General features: G+C 71.7%; 3 protein-coding genes. 1 reads left to right on the plus strand and 2 read right to left on the minus strand.

The window, feature by feature from the left end; all coding sequences use genetic code 11:
* Window positions 1-116: 116 nt before the first annotated feature.
* Window positions 117-16,877 carry an amino acid adenylation domain-containing protein gene (locus tag ABI214_RS09855; protein ID WP_348609465.1) on the minus strand — a complete coding sequence of 5,587 codons (16,761 nt, stop codon included), beginning with the start codon at window positions 16,875-16,877 and terminating at the stop codon, window positions 117-119.
* 129 nt (window positions 16,878-17,006) lie between these two features.
* Entirely contained in the window at window positions 17,007-17,807 is an 801-nt protein-coding gene (locus ABI214_RS09860; RefSeq protein ID WP_348609468.1) for an alpha/beta fold hydrolase, read from the minus strand.
* Between the two features lie 113 nt (window positions 17,808-17,920).
* On the opposite strand from ABI214_RS09860, the gene ABI214_RS09865 reads away from it, so the two are divergent.
* Window positions 17,921-18,859: a methionyl-tRNA formyltransferase gene (locus tag ABI214_RS09865; protein WP_348609471.1), complete on the plus strand. Its 939-nt coding sequence runs from the start codon at window positions 17,921-17,923 to the stop codon at window positions 18,857-18,859.
* Window positions 18,860-19,004: the final 145 nt, after the last annotated feature.

Below are 19,004 nucleotides of genomic sequence, written 5' to 3' on the forward strand. Positions count from 1 at the left end.
GCCCCACCGCTGTTGGGTCCCCGCATCTTCCGTTGGAGAAGATAGCAAAGGCTACCCTCATTAGGGGAGCCTACGGATACCGGCTTCGGCGTGTGACGCGTCACAGCCGATCCGAGTCAGGCGACACCTCCCCCGCTCACGACCGACGCCAGCAGCGCCGACAGCTCCCGCGCCCACCCCACGACCGCGTCGCGGTCGAGCGCACCGGTGGAGAACTCGAAGTGGGCGTGCACCGGACCCGTCCCCGCCGGCTCGTAGAAACTGAGCGTCAGCTCCGCCGACGGCTGTCCGACCGGCACCGGCAGGAACCCGTCGAGCACGCCCTCGAGCGCATCGAAGCGGGCCTGCTCGTGGTGGACCAGCATCACCTGCGGATAGCGACCGCCGGCACTGGCGCCATCGAGTTCGGCTGCAACGTAGGCGAATCCGACGTCCTGATGATCGAGCGCCTCGAGATTCGAGGAACGGACGCGGGCGAGCAGTTCCTCGAAGTCCGGGGTTCCGCTCGTGTCGGTCCGCATCACGACGACGTTGAAGAAGCACCCGATCATCGGAGCGAGCGCGTCCTCGGATCGGCCCGCGACGAGCGAGCCGATCGGAATGTCGGTGCCCGCACCGCTCCTCGTCAGCAGCGTGGCCAACGCCGCCTGCAGGATCATGAACATGCTCGTCCCGGTGCGAACCGCGAGCCGGTCGATCCCGTCGTGCAGGTCGGCATCGATCTCGATCGACACCATCTCGCGCCGCGGCTCCCGCACTCCCGCCGGGGCGGGAAGGTGGAGACGGAAGGGCATGTCGGACAGCCTGTTCCGCCAGTATTCGAGCTGTCGGGCGTGTCGGCTCGACGGATCGGCAGGGTCACCGAGCAACCGCTGCTGCCAGCGCACGTAGTCCGGGTATTCCACCGCGAGCGGCTCCCACTGCGGCGCACTGCCGCCGGCGCGGGACGCATACGCGGACAACAGGTCTCCGAGCAGCGGCACCACCGACCACTCGTCCACCGCGAGGTAGTGCATCGTGAGCAGCAGTACCTGACGTCCGGCGTCGTCGCTCACCAGGTGCACGCGCAGCGGCGCCTCCCCGGTGAGGTCGATCCGGAGCTGTGCCAGCTCGTAGGCCCGCCGGTGCAGGTCGTCGTCGCCGACGTCGATCACGTCGATGCCCGGGCGTGGACCGTCGGAGGCGAACACCTCGGAACCGTCCGGCGCGAACACGGTTCGCAGCGGCATGTGCCGGTCGACGACGTCGTCGAGTGCCCGCGCCAGCATCTCGGGATCGATGCGCTCTCGCAGTCGTAGCGCGAGCGCATGGTCGGCCCGCGCGGACGACCCCGCGGCGCGGTGACGCAGCCAGTGCAGCCGCTGCGCCGGGGCCAGAGAGACGGGAGCGTCGTCGCCGGTCGCGACCAGCGCCGGCCGCCCGGGGTTGTCGGCACGCCGGACGACCTCGGCCAGCTCGGCCACCGTCGGGGCGTCGAACACGTCACGGATGGTGATCTCGCGCCCGAACACGGTGCGGACCCGGCCCACGAGCTTCATCGAGGCCATCGAGTGCCCGCCGAGGTCGAAGAAGCCGTCGTGGATGCCGACCACGGGCAGGCGCAGGATCTCCGAGAAGATCTCGCACAGTTCGGTTTCGACGTCGTCGCGCGGGCTGCCGTCGCCGGCGAGGATCGCCCAGTCCGGCGCCGGCAACGCCTTTCGGTCGAGCTTGCCGTTCGGGGTGAGCGGCAGCGCACCGGGCAGCACCACGACCATCGTCGGCACCATGTAGTCCGGCAACGTCCGAGCGGCGTGCGCACGAACCTCCGACGCGTCCACGGCGGGAGCGGAATCCGATCCGTCGACGAACTCCGGTGACACGTAGCCGACCAGTCGGGTGATGCCGCCGCCGGTGTCTGCGACCACCGCGGCCTGGCTCACCCCGGGGTGACTCGCGAGCGCGGCGATGATCTCGCCGAGCTCGATCCGGAACCCGCGGATCTTCACCTGGTCGTCGACGCGGCCGAGGAAGTCGATGTTCCCGTCGGACCGCCACCGCGCCCGGTCACCGGTGCGGTACATGCGCCCCGGCCCGTACGGATTCGCGATGAACCGGCCCGCCGTGAGCGCCGGCCGGCCCAGGTAGCCCCGTGCCAGACCGCGCCCGGCGATGTACAACTCACCGGCGATGCCCGGCGGCACCGGACGCAGCCGGTCGTCGAGGACGTAGGCCTGCTCGTTGGGGTCGGGGATGCCGATCGGCACCGACTGCGTCCACCCCGGCTGCGCCTGCCACAGCGTGTTGTTGACCGTCGCCTCGGTGAGCCCGTAGGCGGCGAGCAGGTTCAACCGCTCGGCCCAGCGACCGATCAGGTCCGGCGGCACCGTCTCGGTCCCCACCAGCACGGTGCAGCCTTCCGGCACAGCACATCCCGGCGGCAGTGCGGCCATGAGCGACGGTGGCAGGATCGCGTGCGTGACCTTGCGCTCGTGCATGAAGTCGGTGAGCTCCGGACCGGCCACGCGGGCCTCCTCCGGGACGATCACCAACGCCGACCCGGTGCACAGCGCCATCGACAACTCGAACACCGCGACGTCGAAGCCGACGGAGGCGAACTGCATGACCACCGACCCGGTGGTCAGCTTCATCCGGTCCTCGGCCGTCGCGACGAGGCTCATGATGCCCTCATGTGGCAGGACCGCGCCCTTGGGACGGCCCGTCGAGCCGGACGTGTAGATCACGTACGCCGCGTGCTCGAGCCCCGGCGGCGGCGTCGGCAGTCCGTCGGTGGTGCGACCGTAGGTTTCGGCGATCACGAGTGGATCGTCGAGCAGGACGCGCTCGAGGTCCGGCGCGGCGATGCGCGCCGATTCGGACGACGTCGTCAGCAGGATCCCGGCACCCGAATCCTCGAGCATGTACGAGATGCGGTCCGCCGGGTGGGTCAGATCGAGCGGTAGATAGGCCGCGCCCAGACGCAACACCCCGAGCACCGACGCCACCATGTCGATCGACCGCGGAACGGCCAGGCCCACCACGCTTTCCGTGCGGACCCCGCGTGCCGCGAGGACGGCCGCGATGCTCCTGGACCGCTTGTCGAGCTCGGCGTACGTCGCCTCGCCGTTCCGGTCCGCGACGGCCACCGCCGTGGGGGTCTCCCGCGCCCACCGCTCGAACGCCTCCGGCAGCGTCAGCTCCTCGACGAGACGGGAGGTGTCGTTGAAGGCGCGCAGCACCGCGTCGCGCTCGCCGCCCAGGAACACGTCGACGTCGGACACCCGGGTCGCGGGATCCGCGGCGACGGCCCCGAGGACCGCGACCTGGCGGCGGGCCATGCGGTCGACGGTGTCGCGGTCGAACAGGTCGGCGCTGTACTCGAGCCGCAACCGCACCCGCTCCTCGTCGAGGAATTCGGTCCAGTTGAACACCAGGTCGAACTTGGCGGTGCGCTCCTCGATCGACACCGGCGCGAGCGCCAGGTCGGGCGACGGCGCCGGGTCGGCGGTGCGGCTGTGGTAGCCGACCATCACCTGGAACAGCGGGTTCCGGGCCAGCGTGCGAGCCGGGTTGAGTCGCTCGACGACGGATTCGAACGGCACGTCCGCGTGCGAGAACGCGGCCAGGTCGAGGTCCTTGACCCGGGCCAGCAGTTCCACGAACGTCGGGTCACCCGAGACGTCGGTGCGGAGCACCACCGTGTTGACGAAGAAGCCGACCAGGTCGTCGAGTCCCTGCTCGGCACGCCCGGCGACCGGCGCACCCAACGGCAGGTCGTCGCCGGCGCCGAGCCGCTGCAGCAGGGTGGCCGACGCAGCGTGCAGCACCATGAACATGCTGGCGCCGTGCTCGCGGGCGAGTGCCCGCAATGCGCCGGTCGTATCGGCGTCCAGGTCGAGTTCGATTGCGCCACCGGCGAAGCTGGGGCGCGCGGGCCGGGTGCGATCCGCCGGGAGCGCCAGTTCCTCCGGTGCACCGTCGAGGACGCCGGCCCAGTAGTCGAGCTGGCCGCTGATCAGCGAGTCGGCGTCGGACGGCTCGCCGAGCAGCGCCCGCTGCCACAGCGTGAAGTCCGCATACTGCACCGGCAGCGGCGCCCACTCCGGCGCCGCGCCGCGGACGCGTGCCGCGTAGGCGACCATCAGGTCGCGCAGGAACGGCCGGTCCGACCACTCGTCGGTGGCGATGTGGTGCAGGACCAGGGCGAGCACGTGCTCGCCCTGACCGATACGGATCACCGTGGCGCGCACGGGAATCTCGGTGGTGAGGTCGAACGGGCGCCCGACCGCGGCGGCCACCAGCGCGGGTGTCTCATCCGGCTCCGCCTCGACGACGGCCACCTCGGGCCGCGCGTCGGCCAGGATCACCTGGACCGGCTCCCCGTCGTGTTCGTCGAACACGGTGCGCAGCACCTCGTGCCGGGCGACGACGTCGGCGAGTGCCTCCGTGAACGCGGACGCGTCGAGGTCACCGCGCAGGCGCAGCACGATCGGGAAGTTGTAGGCGGCAGAATCGCCTTCCATCTGCTGGATCACCCACAGCCGCTGCTGCGCCGGCGAGAGCGGCAGCTGCTCGGGTCGCTCCCCCGCCACCAGCACCGGTCGGGTCGACTCTCCGCGCCCGAAGATCCGACGCGCGAGCTCGGCGACGGTGGGTGCCTCGAACAGGTCCCGCATCGTCAGCTCGGCAGACAGTTCCGCGCGCGCCCGGCTGATCAGCCGGGTGGCGAGCAGCGAGTGCCCGCCCAGGTCGAAGAAGTTGTCGTCGATGCCGAGCTCGACGTCCAGCTCGAGGACCTCGCCGAACAGTCGGCACAGGGCCTCCTCGACGGCGTCCCGCGGCGCACGGGATTCGTCCGAACCCTGTCCGAGCACCGTGTCGGCGGACGGCAGCGCCCGGACGTCGAGCTTGCCGTTGACGGTCATGGGCAGCGTGTCGACCTCGATGAAGGCGACCGGAACCATGTAGTCCGGCAGCACCTTCCGCGCGTGAGCGGCGACGTCGACGGCCGCGCCCGCGCGCGCGGGCACCACGTAGGCGACCAGACGCTTGACCCCGCCCGGTCCGGCGTCGGCGATCACCGCGGCCTGGCGCACCGCGTCGAGCGCGGCCAGCACGGATTCGACCTCGCCCAGTTCGACTCGGTGCCCGCGGATCTTCACCTGGTCGTCGGTGCGGCCGAGGAAGTCGATGTTGCCGTCGGACCCGCGCCGGACCAGGTCGCCGGTGCGGTACATCCGGGCTCCGCCGCCCACGATCGGGTCGGCGACGAACCGCTCGGCGGTGAGGCCGAACCGGTGGAGGTAGCCGCGCGCGAGCCCGACACCGGAGATGTACAGCTCGCCCGGCACGCCGTCGGCGACCGGCCGCAGCCAGCCGTCGAGGATGTGCGCGGCGGTGTTCCAGATCGGCCGGCCCACCGTCGGCGTGGCGCTGTCCGCCGTACCGCCGCCGAGCGTGTTGATCGTGTACTCGGTGGGGCCGTACAGGTTGTAGCCGGACGTGCCGTCGGTGTCGCGCAACGCGTCCCACACCTGATCGGAGACGGCCTCGCCGCCGAGCAGCACCAGCGGCGGTCGGTGCCGTCTCGGTCCGTCGTCGAGCAGGCCCTCCTCGATGAGATGCCGCGCGTACGTGGGGGTCACGTTGACGACGTCGATCTCGTGCGCGTCGCCGTACGCGACCAGCGCCCGTGCGTCACGCCGCAGGTCCTCGTCGCAGATGTGCACCTCGTGGCCCTCGACGAGCCAGAGCAGCTCCTCCCACGACATGTCGAACGCGAACGACACGGTGTGCGCGATGCGCAGCGTGCGCCCGCCCGACCCGCGCACGACCGGTTCGAAGATCGCCTCGCGGTGGTTGAACTGCATGTTCGTCAGGCCGCGGTACGGCGTCACGACGCCCTTGGGTCGGCCGGTGGAGCCGGACGTGTAGATCACGTAGGCGGGATGGTCCAGGCGGCCGGGGGTGCCGGGCGCGAAGCCGCCGAGTTCGGTGTCGGTGAGCGCGGACCCGTCGGCGGCGCGGAGCGTGTCGACGGCAGTCGCGTCGTCGAGGACGATCGTGTCCACCATTGCCGCCGAGAGGCTTTCGGCGACTGCCGAGGTGGTCACCATCGTCACCGGGCGAGCGTCGTCGAGCATCCCGACCAGACGCTCGGCCGGGTGGTCCAGTTCGAGCGGCAGGTACGCGGCACCGGTCCGCAGCACCGCGAACAGCGCGACGACGGTCTCCACCGACCGCGGCAGCGCCAGCGCCGCGATCTTCTCGGGACCGGCACCGTGCGCGAGCAGCACCCGCACCATCCGGTTGATCCGGGCGTCCAGCTCGGCGTACGTGACGGTGACGTCGCCGAACACCAGCGCGGTGGTGTCCGGGATCTGCTGCGCGGTCTCGGCGAACAGGTCCGCGATCGTCTTCTCCGGCAACGGGTGTGTGGTCTCCGTGCGGTACGCCTCGATGCGGCTGCGGTCCGACGGCGCGAGTGTGTCGGTCCGGCCGACGAGCACGTCGACGTCATCCGCGAACTGTTCGAGCAGTCGGACGAATCCCGTGAGCATGCGCTCGGCGTCCTTCGCCGCCACCGTGTCCGGGTGGAACTCGAACTTCACCTTGGTCTCGGCGCCGGGCGTGACGACCACCGTCAGCGGGTAGTGCGTGTGGTCGATGCTGTCGCCGCCGCTGATGTCGTGCGCGGCGTGCAGCGCCGAGACCTGGTTCTCGTCGACGAAGTTCTGCAGCACGTACAGCACGTCGAACAGTTCGCGGTGCTCGCTCGTCCGCTGGATCGCCGCGAGGCCGAGGTAGTCGTAGGGCATCAGCTCCAGCCGCTCGGACTGGGTGCGACGCATCAGATCGGCGACGGACTCGTTCGGCCGCAGCGACATCCGCACCGGCACGGTGTTGAGGAACATGCCGGCCACCGAGTCGATTCCCGGCACCTCCGGCGGGCGGCCCGCCACCGTCGTGCCGAACACGACGTCACCGCGCCCGGTCGCACCGGCCAGCACCACTCCGAGCGCCGCATTGAGGATCGCGTTGAACGTGACGCCCGCCCGCGCGGCCTGCGCGCGCAGGCGCTCGCCGAGGTCGCGGGACAGCACGGCGTCGCGGCGGTCGGGCAGACCCGTCGGCTCGCCGGTTCGCCGGGCGAGCAGCGTCGGCTCCTCGAGCCCGGACAGCGCGCGCCTCCACGCCGTCTCGGCGGCGCCGCCGTCGCGGCCGGCGAGCCAGGACAGGTAGTCGTCGAATCCGCCGTCGGGCGTGACGAATCCGGTGTCGTCGCCGCCGGTCTCGTACAGCGCGAGCAGCTGGCTGACGACCAGGCCGTTGGACCAGCCGTCCCACAGCAGGAACTGGCGGTTGATCACCAGGCGGTCGCGGTCCTCGCCGAGGCGCAGCACCGTCGCCCGCCACAGCGGCGGGGCCGCTAGGTCGAACGGCGTGCGCCGATCCTCGAGCATCAGCTGCGCGGCCCGCTCCTCGCGGGCGGCGGCGTCGAGGTCGCGCAGATCCACCTCGGTGATCGGGACGTCGAGTCCGGCGCTGACGAACTGCACCGGCGCGGTCAGTCCCGCACTGGCGAATCCGGCACGCAGCGTCGGGTTGCGGCGCTGCAGGGTGCGGATCGCGGCGGCCAGTCGCTCCAGGTCCAGGTGCCGGTCGAAGTCCAGCGAGAACTGGGCGGTGTAAATGTCGGCGCCGTCGGCGATTCCGGCCTGGAAGTACAGGCCCTCCTGCAGCGGCGACAGCGGCCAGATGGTCTCGACGCCCGCGGGTGCGGCGTCGACGACGGTGTCGATCTCGCCCTGGGTGAGGGCCGCCAGCGGGACGTCGGACGGGGTGAGCGCGGCGGGCCCGTCGTGCTGCGAGGCGAGGACGACCAGTTCACTCAGTGCGGCCGCCCAACCGTCGCTCAGGGCGCGGGCGTCCGCGGCGGAAAGGTCCGGTTCGGACCAGCCGAACACCGCGCTCAGCACGGGCCCGTCCTGGGTGTCCTCGCACAGCGCGTTGACGAGGAGCCGGTACGGGCCGCCCATGTCGGCGTCGGGATCGGTTGCCAGGACGTCGGTTTCGGGCGCCGTGGTCCACGGCCCGACGAGGCCGGCGGGCATCCGGCCCAGGTAGTTGAACAGCACCTGCGCCGACGCACCCGCGGCCAGCATCCCGGCGGTGCGGGCGTTGGCGTACCGCAGCATGCCGTAGCCGATGCCGCCGTCGGGCGCCGCGCGCAGCGCCTCCTTGACGGACTTGAGCGCATCGACGCCCTCGGTGCCGCCGGGAAGGCGCACCGGGCTGATGTTGGTGAACCAGCCGACGGTGCGGGACAGGTCGATGCCCGGCGCCAGCTCCTCACGACCGTGCCGCTCGAGATCGACCAGCAGGTCCGACGCGCGGCCCTGCCCGGCGAACCAGCGGGTGACGGCGATGCGGAGCGCGGTCACCAGGACGTCGGTGACGTCGGCGTATGCGAGCGCGGGCACGGCGGTCAGCACGGCCTCGGTGTCGGCGACGGTCAACCGCACGGTGCGGCTCGATCCGGTGCCGATCGTGACGTCGCCCTGCGCGGACGGCACCAGTTCGGCTCCGGGAGCGGTGATCTCGCGCCAGTGCGCCAGCTCACGCAGCCGGGCGGGCTGCTGGGCATGCGCGGTGACGAGGTCCGCGTACGCCTTCAGCGAGGTGCCGACGGGGTCGAGGGCGGCGGGCAGACCCGATCGGGCCGCCACCCACGACATCGGCAGGTCCTCGAGCAGCACCCGCCACGAGACACCGTCGACCACGAGGTGGTGGGCGACCAGGAGCAGGCGTCCGAGGTCGTGCTCGCCCGCGTCGAACCACACCGCCTCGACCACGGCGCCGGCCTCGGGATCGAGGCGGTCGGCCGCGGCGGACGACTCGGCCGCGATCACCGCACGCAACTGCGCATCGTCGTGGCCGGTGACGTCCACGCGGCGCAGCGACGGCGCGACGGCGCCGCGCTCGGCGATGTGCAGCGACCACACCCCCGGCGCGTGCCGGGTCAGGCGCTGCCGCAGCCCGTCGTGGTGGTCGAGGACGGACCGCAGTGCGGCCGTGAGGTTCTCGGCCGTCGCGCCGGCGGGGCTGTGCACCAGCACCGCCTGGTTGAAGCGGTCGGTGCCGCCGCTCCACTCCGAGAGCCGGTGCACGACCGGCATGGGCAGGGTGTCACCGGTGGTGACGATCGGCGTGCGTGTCGGCGTGGCCTCGGTCGCGGGTGCGTCGGCGTCGCCGATCAGCCGCGCCAGCGCCCGCGCGGTGCGCTGCTCGAAGATCTGCCGCGGGGTGATCGAGATGCCGTCGCGGCGAGCGAGGTTCACCAGACGGATCGCGAGGATGCTGTCGCCGCCGAGCGCGAAGAAGTCGTCGTCCTCCCCGACGGTGTCGCGTCCGAGGACCTCGGCGACCAGCCCGGCGACGGCGGACGCCTGACCGGTCGGGGCCGAACTGTCCGGGCTCGTGGACGTTTCGACGACAGGTGCGGGAAGCGCCCGTCGGTCGAGCTTGCCACTGGGGCTCAGCGGCAACGCCTCGACCACGACCAGTGCCGTGGGCACCATGAACTCCGGCAGCGCCCGTGCGACGTGACGGCGGACGGCGTCGGTGTCGAGCGCGGGGTCGGCGACGAGGTAGCCGACGAGCTGCTGGTGGCCGGGAATGTCCTCCCGGATCACCGCGGCCGCGTGGGCCACCTCGGGGTGCGTGGCCAGCCGGGCCTCGATCTCCCCCAGCTCGATGCGGAAGCCGCGCAGCTTCACCTGATCGTCCGCGCGGCCCAGGTACTCGACCGCACCGTAGGCGCCACGGCGGACGACGTCACCGGTGCGGTACATGCGCTCGCCGGGGGCGCCGAACGGATCGGCGACAAAACGGTCGGCGGTGACATCGGGGCGACCGAGGTAGCCGCGCGCCAGCTGCGGGCCCGCGAGATAGAGCTCCCCCGCGCCTCCGTCGGTGACGGGCTGCAGGTACGGATCCAGAACGTACAGAGCGGTATTCGAGACCGGGTAGCCGATCGGGACAGCGGCGGCGTCGGCCGGCAGGTCCTGCACGGCCGACGCGAAGCTGACCTCCACCGACGCCTCGGTGGGGCCGTACAGGTTGTCGAGCAGCGCCCCGGGCAGAACCTCGGCGAACCGACGCGCCACCGACAGCGGGAGCGCCTCACCGCTGGCCGCGACCACGCGCAGCCCCACACACGCCCGGGCCTCGGGCTCGGCGAGGAACAGCTCGAGCATCGACGGCACGAAATGGGCACGGGTGATCTTCGCGTCGACGATCAGCTCGGCCAGGTACTGCGGATCGCGGTGGCCGTCGGGCCGCGCGATCACGAGGGTCGCGCCGGCGAGGAGCGGCCCGAAGAACTCGGGCACCGAGACGTCGAAGCTCGACGGGGTCTTCTGCAGCACCCGGTCGGTGGGCAGGATCGGCCGGAACGTCTGCATCCACAGCAACCGGTTGACCACACCCGCGTGCGGGACGACGACGCCCTTGGGTCGTCCGGTGGAGCCGGACGTGTAGATCACGTACGCCGGGTGCTGCGGGCACAGCGCGACCTCGGGCCGCTCGGTCGGGTATGCGTCGAGGTCGATCTCGTCGACGCGGATCGTCTCGGCGCCGGCATCCGGGAGGCCCGCGGCGACGGCGGCGGACGTCAGCACGCACACCGGGGCCGAGTCCTCGAGCATGTACGCGAGCCGCTCGGCCGGGTAGCCCGTGTCGAGGGGCACGTAGGCGCCGCCGGCCTTGCCGACCGCGAGCAGCGCCACCATCAGCTCGAGCGACCGCGGCAGCGCGACGGCCACCTTGGCCTCCGGTCGCACACCGCGGTCGATCAGCAGGTGCGCCAGTCGGTTTGCGCGCTCGTGCAGCTGCCGGTAGGTGAGCGACCGCCCCTCGAACACCACCGCGGTGGCCTCGGGGGTGCGCGCCGCCTGCTCCTCGAGCAGCGCGGGCACGGTCGTGGACGGGAACTCGGTGCGCGGCGCCGGCGCGGGGCGCCCGGCAAGCGCGAGCGCCGCGACCGGGCGGTCGATCGAGTCCGGCAGCCCCGACAGCAGGGCGACGAGCCCGTCCGCCATCTGTGCGGCGGTCGCGTCGCCGACGCGCGCGGCGTCGTACTTGACCTCGAACCGCAGCCGGTCGCCGGGCACCGCGACGACCGTCAGCGGGTACGGCGGATGCTCGTCGAACCGGATGCCGGTGAGTCGCACGGTGCCGGACGGATCCGCGATGGCCGTGTTCCCGATCGGGTAGTTCTCGACCACGACGAGCGTCTCGAAGAGTTCCTGCAGACCGGTGAGGCGGCGCAGTTCACCGAGTCCCACGTACTGGTGCTCGAGCAGCGCCGACTGCTCCGACTGCCAGCGCGTCAGGACGTCCGCGGCCGTCTCGTCGGGGCGCAGGCGGAGCCGGGCGGGCACGGTGTTGATGAACAGTCCGACCATGGACTCGATGCCGGGCAGGTCGCCGCCGCGGCCCGACACGGTCGAGCCGAACAGCACGTCGCGGCGGCCGGTGAGGCGGGCCAGCAGCAGACCCCACGCGCCGTGGACGAAGGTGCCGGTGGTCAGCCCGCGGTCGCGACCCAACCGATCCAGCGCCTCGGTCGCGGCTACCGACAGCGAGACCTCCACGCTGCGCACGCCCGCCGCTCCCGTGGCCGGGGCACCGGGCAGCGCGGGCGGCTCACCCGCCTCGGCGAGCGCCTGTCGCCACACCGCGAGCGACGCGTCACGATCACGGGACGCCAACCATCCCAGGTAGTTCCGGTACGGCGCGGGCGCCGGCAGCGCGAGCGGGGTGCCGGACGGGGCGTAGAGCGCCATGAGCTCCCGCAGCATCACCGGCACCGACCAGCCGTCCGCGACCACGTGGTGGATCGACTGCAGCAGGAGGAACTTCGACGGTTCGACCCGGACCAGCGTGTAGCGCACCAGCGGCGGACGCTCGAAGTCGAAGCCGCGCAACCGATCCTCGGCGAGCACGCGGTCGACGGTGCCCGACAGGTCGGGGTCACCGGACAGGTCGAGCACGGTCATCGGGACGTCCGCCCGCGCCGAGACCACCTGCACCACACGGCCGTCGGAGAGCGGGCGCAGCGCCGCCCGGAGCACATCGTGCCGGTCGACGACGCCCTGCAGCGCCCGGTGCAGCGCGACCGCGTCGACCTCGCCGGTCAGCTCGACGATCTGCTGGACCACGTACGGATCGGCCACGGAGTCGGCGACGCCGTCGCGCTCGTAAACGCTGTGGAAGTAGATGCCGTCCTGCAGCGGAGTGGTCGGCAGGATGTCGGCCAGCGTCCGGGCGGATTCCGCGACGTGGTCGACGTCGGCCTGAGCCAGCGGCACCAGCGGGAAGTCCGACGGTGTGTGACCGCCGTCTGCCGCGGCGTCGGCGATCTCGCGCAACGCGGCGCTCCACCGGTCGGCGAACTCGTCGACCTCGGCCCGCGACAGCACTCCCCCGGCCCAGGTGAGCGTGGTGCGCAGCGTCGACCCGTCGGGGCCGTCGGTGGCGATCACGTCGACGGTGAGGGCGTGCCCCATCGGCATCGCCGGATCGCTTGCTCCGCCGGTCGCGATGGGCAGCCAGTCGCGGCCGGCGCCGGCCGCGACGCGGCCGAGGTAGTTGAACAGCACCGGCGACGCGGTGTCGGTCGCGAGCTCGTCTCCGCACTCGGTGAGGTATCGCAGTGCACCGTAACCGAATCCGTTGTTCGGGACGCGGCGGAGCTGCTCCTTGACGGACCTGAGCGCCGACGGGACGTGATCCGACGCGACGTCGAGGCGCACCGGGTAGACGGTGGTGAACCAGCCGACGGTGCGGGAGATGTCGAGCGCCGTGCCGGACCGCCGGACGAGGTGCTCCTCGCGCCCGTGGCCCTCGAGGTCCACCAGGACATCCGCGCCCGCAGCGCCACGCCAGCGCCGCAGCGCGACGGCCAGTGCGGCGACGAGGACGTCACCGGCGCCCGCGTGGTACGCGGCGGGCACGTCGGCGAGCAGCGGCGCGGCGATGTCCGACGTCGTCTCCACCGTCAGGGTGTCCGCGGTGGACCACGTGTCGGTGGCGGGTTCCAGCGCGCGCGAACCTATCTCGAGCGCGCCGGGCGCCGTCACCGACCGCCAGTAGCCGAGTTCGTCGTCGAACGCGCCGGACCGCGCGCGCTCGTCCAGCAGGTGCGCCCACCGGCGCAGCGACGTCCCGACCGGAGGTAGGTCGACATCGGCCGAGCCGGTCGTGGACTCTGCCTCGGCGAGGATCGCGGTGGCGGCACGCGCGAAGTCCTCCAGCAGGATCCGCCACGACACGCCGTCGACGACGAGGTGATGCGCGACGAGCAGCAGTCGTCCGGGCGCGTCGTCGGAGCGGAACAGGGCGGCCTGCAACATGATTCCGGACTCGGGATCGAGCAGGTCGACGATGACCTCGCGATCGGCGGCCACCGCGGCGTCCACGTCGCCGTCGGGCAGGTCCGACACGTGGACCGTCACCGGCTGGTCCGTCGCCGGAACCGTGAGAACGCCACGCTCACGGTCCCAACGGGCCCGCAGCGCGTCGTGTCGCGCCACGACCGCCTGCAGCGCCGCCGTCGCGGTCTCCTCGTCGAGCCCGGCCGGGGTCTGCACCAGCACCCACTGGTGGAAGGTGCGCACGTCGGTTCCGGCGGCGCACACGCGCGCCACGACGGGGATCGCCGGGACCTCGCCCACCGCGACGTCGTCGGCATCCTGCGCGTCCGCGACCCGGCCGTCGACCACGGCCGCGAGCGCGCCGGCGGTCCGGAGTTGGAAGATGTCGCGCGCGGTGATCGAGAAGCCGTCGCGCCGAGCCTGATTGACGAGTGCGATCGCGACGATGCTGTCGCCGCCGAGGGCGAAGAAGTCGTCGGTGACGCCCACCTGTTCGAGGCTGAGCACGTCGCCGATCAACGCGCACAGCCTTGACTCGAGCGCGGTCCGCGGTGCGACGTGCTCGCTCGCCGCGGCCAGGTCGGGCGCCGGCAGCGCCCGGCGGTCGAGCTTGCCGTTCGGGGTGAGCGGGAACTCGTCCAGGACGACGAAGGCCGACGGCACCATGTACTCCGGCAGCTTGTCCGACGCCCACGCCCGCAGCGTCTCCGGGCCGAGTGAGCGGCCGGTGTCCGCAACCACGTACGCCGCAAGGTAGTTGGCCCCGGCCGGTGTCTTGCGGACCAGGACAGCGCTGTGCCGCACGTCCGGGTTGGACGCGAGCGCGGCCTCGACGTCCTCGAGTTCGAGACGCATGCCGCGGATCTTCACCTGGTTGTCGGCGCGGCCGAGGAAGTCGAGGGTGCCGTCGGCGGCCCACCGCGCCAGGTCGCCGGTGCGGTACAGGCGGGAACCGTCGTCCGCGAACGGGTTCGCGACGAAGCGTGACGCCGTCAGCCCGGGCGCGCCGACGTAGCCGCGGCCCAGCAGGTAGCCGCCCGCGTACAGTTCGCCGCCGATGCCCTCCGGGACCGGGTGCAGCTGCGAATCCAGCACGTACAGCTGGGTGTTGGGGTTGGGGCGGCCGATGGACGTCGCGATGCGGGCGGCGTCGTCGCGGTAGATCACGTGCGAGACACCGATCGTGGCCTCGGCCGGGCCGTAGCCGTGGTACAGCGTCGTCGACAGCTGTCGCCGGAACCGGTCGAACAGGTCCGGGGTGAGCACCTCGCCGCCGCACCACACGTGCCGCAGACCCGACAGCAGGTCGGTGCCGCGGGCCAGGTCGAGCAGCACGTCGAGCATCGACGACACCAGGTAGACGAACGTGACGCGTTCGCGGGCAATGAGATCGAGCAGGTACTGCGGGTCGCGCTCACCGCCGGACTCGGTGACGATCAGGCGTCCGCCCGAGACCAGGGGCAGCAGGATCTCGTTGACGGAGATGTCGAACGACAGCGGCGCCTTGAACAGCGAGGCGTCGTCGGCGCCGAAGCCGAGGACTCGTTCGCGCTGCCACAGCAGGCGCGCACAGATCGCCTCGTGCCGGATCATCGCCCCCTTGGGCCGGCCGGTGGAGCCGGACGTGAAGATCACGTACGCGAGGCGGCGGCCGTCGAAACCGCCCTCCGGCAGCTCGATCGGATACTCACCATGCGCCCACGCATCGAGGTCGACGTCCACCGCGTCCGCACCCGCATCGACGCCGCCCGCACCGGTGAGCACCAGTCGGGCGCCGGCGTCGGCGAGCACGGAATCACGTCGTTCGCGCGGCCACGACGGGTCCAGCGGGACGAACGCCCCGCCCGCGCACAACACCGCGAGCAGGCCGACGACCATCTCGGCGGACCGCGGAAGTCCCACGGCGACAACCTCTTCCGCTGCGAGTCCGCGCTCGCGCAGGTGGTGCGCGAGTTGCGCCACCCGTTCCGACAGCTCGCGGTAGGTCAGGCGGCGATCGCCGGCCACCAGCGCCTCGGCGTCGGGGGCGCGACGGGCGACCTCGGCGAACAGTTCCGGGACGGTGCACGAGGGCTGGGGTTCGGCCGTGTCGTTCCAGTCGATCAGGACGCGGCGGCGTTCGTCGTCGGTCATCGGCTCGAGCGCACGCACGGTGGCCATCGGGTTCCGGAGGAACTGGGACACGAAGTGCGCCAGACGTTCCTCGTGCCGCAGCAGTTCGGCGCGCTGCCCGGCCGGGGCGCGCAGGTCGATGCGGATCGGCTCGCCGTCCTCGCCGCCCTGGATCGAGAAGTCGAGGTCCCGGACCGGCCCGGTGACCGAGCCGCGGATGTGCGCGGGGCTGCCGGCGAACTCGAGCACGTGCTCGAACATCATCGAGTTGATGCCCGGACCGAACACACGCCGGTCGGGCTCGATCGCGCGTACCTCGCGGGCGAGGTCCTCGCCACGGAAACGCCCGTGGCGCAACGTTCCCACCAGTCGCGCGTCGATCGCCCGCGCGAGATCGCCGACGGTGGCGTCCGGATCCACGTGGAACGTCACCGGCAGGATCGTCGACGCCATGCCGGGCGTGCGGCGCATCGCGCGGCCGACGCGGGCGGCCATCGGCACCGAGACCGTGAGGTCGCGCAGGCCCGTGACGCGATGGAGATACGCGACAATCAACGCCATCGGCAGCCGAGTGCGACGGATTCCCGCGGCGGACGCGAACTCGTACAGTGCGTCCGCGATGGCGGCGTCGATCGTGACGGTCGTGGACTCGGGCGTTTCCGAGGCGTCGGCGCCGGCTGCGCAGATCTGCGGCGGCTCGGGCGCGTCGAGGATCTCGGCCAGCCAGTAGTCCCGGTCGGCCTCGAACCGCGCCGAGCCGCGGTAGTCGACGTCGGCGTCGACGAGGTCGCGCAGCGCCCACGCCCCGGCCGTCGACTCGAGGCCGGGATCGCCGTAGCGCGCGACCATGTCGGCGACAACCAGCGAGATGCCGAAGCCGTCGATGATGCTGTGGTGGTAGCGCTGGTACCAGACGGTGTGGTCGTCGGCGAGCCGCAGCAGTGCGTGCGCGAACAGCGCGTCGTCGCCCGTGACCTCGACGACGGTCGCCATGTCCCGGTCCATCCACTCCTGCGCGGCGGCCTCGGGATCGGCGGCGTCGCGCACGTCGACCACCTCGAGCGGCCACGCGTCGGACGGCGCCGGCACCTGCCGCAGCGTCCGGTCCGCCCCGACCCGGAACCGAATGTGGAGTGCCTCCGCGTGGCCGACGGTCCGGCGGATCGCCTCGACCGCGCGGTCGAGGTCGATGGGTCCGGTGGCCTCCACGACCAGGGAGAGGTTGTAGATGGTGCTCTGCGGATCCAACTGCTGCGCGACGAGGACCTCGGACTGCGCCGCGGTGATGGGCAGACCCGCGACGGGCGCGTCGAGCATGGGGGCAGCCGGCAGGTGGTCCGCAGACATACAAATCCGATCGTCCGTCGTGGGCGCGCCGCGCGAGACGGACGCAGTATGAGAGGGAGTTTAGGATAGGCTAACCCACCTCACGGGGAGAACACGCCCACCGCCCACCCGGATCGGCGCGCGGCGGCGCTAGCCGGCGAGGAAGTCGAGGACCACCTTGTTCACTGCCTCCGGGCGCTCGAGGTAGCCGTAGTGCCCGGTGTCCGGGATCTCCTGATACACCGCACCCGGGATCGCGTCGGCCACCTCCTTCGACAGGAAGGGCGGGATCATGCGGTCGTCGGCGAAACCGACGGACAGGCACGGGCGGGTGATGCCGCGGTAGGCCTGCGCCCGGTCGAAACTACGATCCATCGCGAGCTGGGCACGCACACCGGGCGAGGACTTGCCGGTGGAGAACTCGAAGACGTCGAGCCAGTCGCGGGCCGCATGCTGGTCGGCGAGCGTGGCCGGCGACAGGTTCATCAACGCGGTGATCGCGGCGCGGTACTTCGCCGGCAGGGTGATTCCCGAATCCTCGAGCTCGCGCTCGCCCTCGTTGAGGGTGCGCTGGAACTGGTCCATGCGGGCGTGACCGGCGAGGAACACCGCCTTGCGGACCAGCTCCGGGCGCGCGAGGGTCAGCTCCTGCGCGATGCGTGCGCCCATCGACGTGCCGATGACGTGAGCGGGGCCGCCGAGCAGCTCGATCAACCCGGCCGTGTCGGCCACCAGGTCCTCGATCGTGATGCCGCCGACACTCTCCCCGGACGGCGCGATGCCGCGGTTGTCGAACGTGCACACGCGGTAGCCCGCCGCCTGCAGCGCCGGCACCTGGTGCAGGTCCCACACACGGCCGGGACTTCCTGTACCCATGATCAACACGACGAGGTCGCCCTCACCCTTGACCTGGTAGTTCAGAGGAATTCCGTTGATGGTGGCGATGGGCATTGGCGGCCTTCCTCGTGCTGCGGTCACTGCGTCACATAGGGTTGGGTAACCTAATTTGCTGTGGTCGTCGCGAGTGGCGACTGTTCCGGCACAACCCGACCAGGAGGATCGCGTTGAGAGTCGCCACGCTGGGCTACCAAACCTGGGGCCACCGTACCCTGCAGGCCGTCCTCGATTCGGATCACGAGGTCGTGCTGGCCATCACGCACCCGAAGAGCGAGCACGCCTACGAGAAGATGTGGGCCGACTCCGTCGCCGACCTCGCCGCCGAGCACGGCGTGCCCGTGCACATCGCGAACCGGCCCGACGAGGACTTCAAGGCCGCCCTGAAGGCCGCCGCACCGGACATCATCGTCGCCAACAACTGGCGAACGTGGCTGCCCCGCGACGTGTTCGACGCCCCGCGCTACGGCACCCTCAACATCCACGACTCGCTGCTGCCCAAGTACACCGGCTTCTCGCCGCTCATCTGGGCGCTCATCAACGGCGAGGATGAGGTGGGCCTCACCGCGCACCTCATGGACGACGAACTGGACGCCGGCGACATCGTCCTGCAGCGTTCGACGCCGGTCGGCCCCAAGGACACCGTCACCGATCTGTTCCACCGCACCGTCGACATGATCGGCCCCATCACGCTCGACGCCCTCGCGCTCATCGAGTCCGGCCGCACCGACTGGACGCCGCAGGACCGCACGCAGGCCACGTTCTTCCACAAGCGTTCCGAGGAGGACAGTCGCATCGACTGGACATGGCCGGCCGACGCCATCGAGCGTCTCGTGCGCGCCCAGTCCGACCCGTACCCCAACGCGTTCACCACGTTCAAGGGACAGCGCATCCGCGTGCTGCAGTCGTCGGTGTCGAAGGGCAACTACGGCGGCACCCCCGGCCGCGTCTTCATCCACGAGGCCCTCGGCATGGTCATCGTCGCCGGCCCCGACGCCCGCACCGGGCAGAACAAGGGTCTGGTCATCGAGCGCGTGCGCCTCGACGACGGCACCGAGATGTCGGGCAAGGAGTTCTTCCCGCACGGTGGCGGGTACCTGGGACGCTGAGTCTCATGGTGAGTTGTACCGCGGGCGCGTCCGGCGCCCCTGCGGTCAGCCGGACATTCGCGACCGGATACGGCATTTGCGACACCACACCCGGTTTCTCCGGTTAGCCTCCCTCCGAAACCGCGGCGGCACCGGGCCGCCCGCG

This window comes from Prescottella soli, assembly GCF_040024445.1.
Taxonomy (GTDB): domain Bacteria; phylum Actinomycetota; class Actinomycetes; order Mycobacteriales; family Mycobacteriaceae; genus Prescottella; species Prescottella soli.